Raw genomic sequence first — 3,198 nt, forward strand, 5'->3', positions numbered from 1 at the left:
GAAACCGGCCACGCGCCGGAGATGTCCTGATCGCTCTGGTGGGGGCCTGCCGGGGTTGCGGGGTACGGGTGAACTCGTGAACTGGGCGGCAGGCCCCGCCGGAGCGGTCTGTGCGGCCCCGCCGGAGCGGTCTGTGCGGCCCCGCCGCCGGAGGAAGGCGGCGGGGCCTGACCCGGGCCAGGGGGAAAGCTGGTGGCGGCCGGGTGTCTTGTGGCGCATGCGGCGGGCTCTGGTTTCCTGCATGGGGCCGCATGCGCTCCGGGCTTGTGGTCGCCCGGTATCCTGCTGCACGCCCCGGGCCAGGGAGGAGGAAGACCCGGGGCGCGCTCTCCGCGGCCGACCCCTCAGCCGCGGAACTCCGTCATTCCGGCTCGCCCACCGTCAGCAGCCCTGCGCGGATCAAGTCCAGCCTGCGCTGGCCCAGCTGGTCGGTGCTGGCGGTGTGGGCGATGAGCCAGTCGATCGCCGAGGCGCGCACCAGCGCCGGAGCGCGGGCGTCGCAGGCGAGCGTCAGGTGCTCGGCATAGGTGTTCTTCACGTAGCGCGGATCGTAGTCCCAGAGGACCTTGATCGCCTGGTCGCGGACCTCGACGGGGTGGCTGCCGTTCATGATCAGGCGGGAGCGGCGCAGCGCGAAGGCGCGGTCGCTGGCGGGGATGGCGATCATAGGTGCTGCCCCTTTTCCGCGTACCAGCGCTCGGCGTCGATCTGGGAGTTGATTGCGGTGTCAACGGCGGCGATCTCGTCGGCCGTGCTGAGCTGGATGACCAGCGCGTAGCCGCCCTCGGCCCTATGGGCGATTGCCCAGCGGCGCCCGGCCATCTTGATGGGAAGCGTCACGGCCATCGCTCAGCACCTCCAGGCGCGGCGGGCATCGCCCGCGAGGATCATCGCCTCGTCGAAGATGGCGGCGACCGGCTGGCAGCCGAGATCGGCGCGGCAGGTCGGACGGTAGGCGGGGAAGCGCGGGTCGAAGATGGCGCGCAGCATGCCCAGGACGGACGGCCAGGCGGTAAGCTCAGCGAGGGTGTCGTCGGCCAGCGGGAAGATGGCCTTCACCTTTGCGGCGAGGCCAGACAGGGCGGTCTCCGGGATCGCCTCGCCAGCCGCGCGGGCGGCGGCGATGGTGAGGAATTCCATGCCTTCCTCGGTTTCCGAAAGGGAAGCGGTCTGGTTTGTTGACCTATCGCAAAGGTTGCGGAGGTCGGCTCCGGTAATCGCATCTGGCTGTTGCATCATGTCCTCCTGAGTCAGGAACAATATTGCGAATAACGCAATATGCCGTCAAGGATAAAGTTGCGAATAGCGCAATATTGGCGAGAAATTGCATGGATGAGATAGAAGAATCACTCCGCAAGCTGTCGGCTTGCGATCTAAAAGCGCTGAAAGTTGCGATGAAGCTTAGCGGCGATATTCTGGGGCGCGCAGGATCAAACGGAGGTGCTCGAGCAAAATTTGCTTGCCTTCTTCATTCAGCTCGCGGGCTTCCACGAGGATCTCTTGAAGGTCCTTGTCTTGCTGCTCCTGATCGGTTTCAAGATGCAACTGAAACCACTCTAGAAGCAGTGGAAGCTCGCTTTCCTGGACCCGGCGCTCGCCCCTGAGTGTCTTGCTAAGCTTGTCATTGGATATGCCGAGGTGCCGCGCCAGCTGAGCTTGCTCGCCTCGCTTGCCTGTTAGGCGCTCCTTGATCCACTGTCCGTCAATGCGTTCCATGCGCCCATTTCTTGCGAAAAACGCAGGAAATTCATACCGCCGATTATCGCAAGCATCCGCGTTGACATTCATTGCGATAATCGCAATGAATTGCTCATGGAACCAGCATCGACGATCATTAGCCTATGCGGCGGCATCGCTGCGGTAGCCAAGATTACCGAAAGATCGGAAATCAGGGTGCGCAGGTGGACGTACCCAAAAGAGCGCGGCGGAACTGGTGGACTGGTGCCCTCCGATTGCGCGGCGAGGTTGATGGCGCACGCGCGCTCCGAAAATCTGCCCCTGACGGCAGAGCATTTTTTCCCGGAGGCGAAGGCGTCGTGATCGTGAGTGGTGGCATCGCGAGCTTGCACGTTGGTTCCTCGGGGCTGGGCGGGAACGCGTCCGGCCAGAGGGCTGCCGGACCGCACAAGGCTACGCGTCCGGCAGATCCGCGCCGAGTCAGGAAAACCGGAACTCTTGGGAAGGTGCGCTGCGGCCGCTGGGGCGGGCCGCAGCGCGGCCAGGCGTTTAGGAAAGGTGGCTGCCAGGCGTCATGCTCCAACGAGCATGGCCAGATAACCACAAATCGCATTCGGGAATCGAGTTGTAAGATGCGCCACGGTCTTTACAGTGCCGAAGTGCAGCGCGGCCTTGGAGAGGAGCCGCAGCTCCGCCCCGCGCGGCTGGGTGAGCCGCGCGGGGCGTTTGCCTCCCTCAACAGAGATGACAGCGGCGAAACCATGCGTGCCGCGTGGCGCAGCGCCGCTCGCGTGGTGACGAGCCGCGGATTCTGGAAAGCCTCGATCTTCGGGAAGGTGCGCTGCGGTAACAGGACTGGACCGCAGCGCAGCCCGGCATTTTGGAAACATGGTGACAGCCGGGCGCCCGGAACGGATGGGCTCTCCGATGAAGGCACATGTCGCGGCCGGAATGCGAGTCGCCAAATGCGCCGTGGCGGCTACAATGATGTCGCAGAGGCGCGGCATGGCCTCGGTCCCGGTTTGGGGAGGACGCCGCGGCCCCGCCCCGCGCGGTTGGTTGGACTGCGCGGGGCGTTTGCGTCAAAGCTCGTACTGCGCCCGCTGCTTCTTGGGGGGCATGAGGCAGGCGATCTGGATGGAATGATGCTTGCCGTCGGATGCCAGCCGGACCATCTCCGCGGCAATCGGCATATCGTTGCCGAAGTTCTTGTCGAGCCAGGCGGCAGCCTCCTCTTCGATCTCGCCGAGATGGTATTGCTGCAGGTCCCCGTACATGTGGATCCGGGCAGTGACGTAGACAGCGGGCCTGCCGTGCTCGCCGTCCCAGCCCCGCTCGAGCTCCATCTCGATGTGGTCCTGCGTGGCGTCGAACTGTTCCTGGATCGTACGGATCATCTCGTCGATCTCCCCGGAATGCTGGCCGGTCCCGCGGACGCGCTCCCAGCCGCGGCGGAACTGCCAGTAGACCCACTTGCCGTCCGGCCGGTTCGGCGGGACGGCGAATTCCTCCCAGAGGCTT

The 3,198-nt window shown here is 64.9% G+C and carries 5 protein-coding genes; all 5 read right to left on the reverse strand.

What is annotated here, in order from left to right; all coding sequences use genetic code 11:
- Positions 1 to 361 precede the first annotated feature (361 nt).
- Positions 362 to 667 (reverse strand): hypothetical protein, encoded by a 306-nt coding sequence (locus HCC78_RS31865; protein ID WP_172332714.1) that lies wholly within the window; start codon positions 665 to 667, stop codon positions 362 to 364.
- The gene (locus tag HCC78_RS31870) at positions 664 to 840 is read right to left on the reverse strand and encodes a hypothetical protein (protein ID WP_172332715.1); all 177 of its coding nucleotides are present in this window, start codon (positions 838 to 840) and stop codon (positions 664 to 666) included. The genes HCC78_RS31865 and HCC78_RS31870 overlap by 4 nt, the downstream gene beginning before the upstream one ends.
- 9 nt (positions 841 to 849) lie before the next feature.
- A complete protein-coding gene (locus tag HCC78_RS31875; protein ID WP_172332716.1) occupies positions 850 to 1,140 on the reverse strand; it encodes a hypothetical protein in 291 nt (96 codons plus the stop codon).
- Positions 1,141 to 1,401: 261 nt separating this feature from the next.
- Positions 1,402 to 1,716, reverse strand: coding sequence for a hypothetical protein (locus tag HCC78_RS31880; protein WP_172332717.1), 315 nt, complete (start codon positions 1,714 to 1,716; stop codon positions 1,402 to 1,404).
- A 1,043-nt stretch (positions 1,717 to 2,759) separates the two neighbouring features.
- Positions 2,760 to 3,198: hypothetical protein (locus tag HCC78_RS31885; protein WP_172332718.1), on the reverse strand; the 439-nt coding region annotated here is incomplete at its 5' end.

The organism is Mangrovicoccus sp. HB161399 (genome assembly GCF_013184745.1).
Classification (GTDB): domain Bacteria; phylum Pseudomonadota; class Alphaproteobacteria; order Rhodobacterales; family Rhodobacteraceae; genus Mangrovicoccus.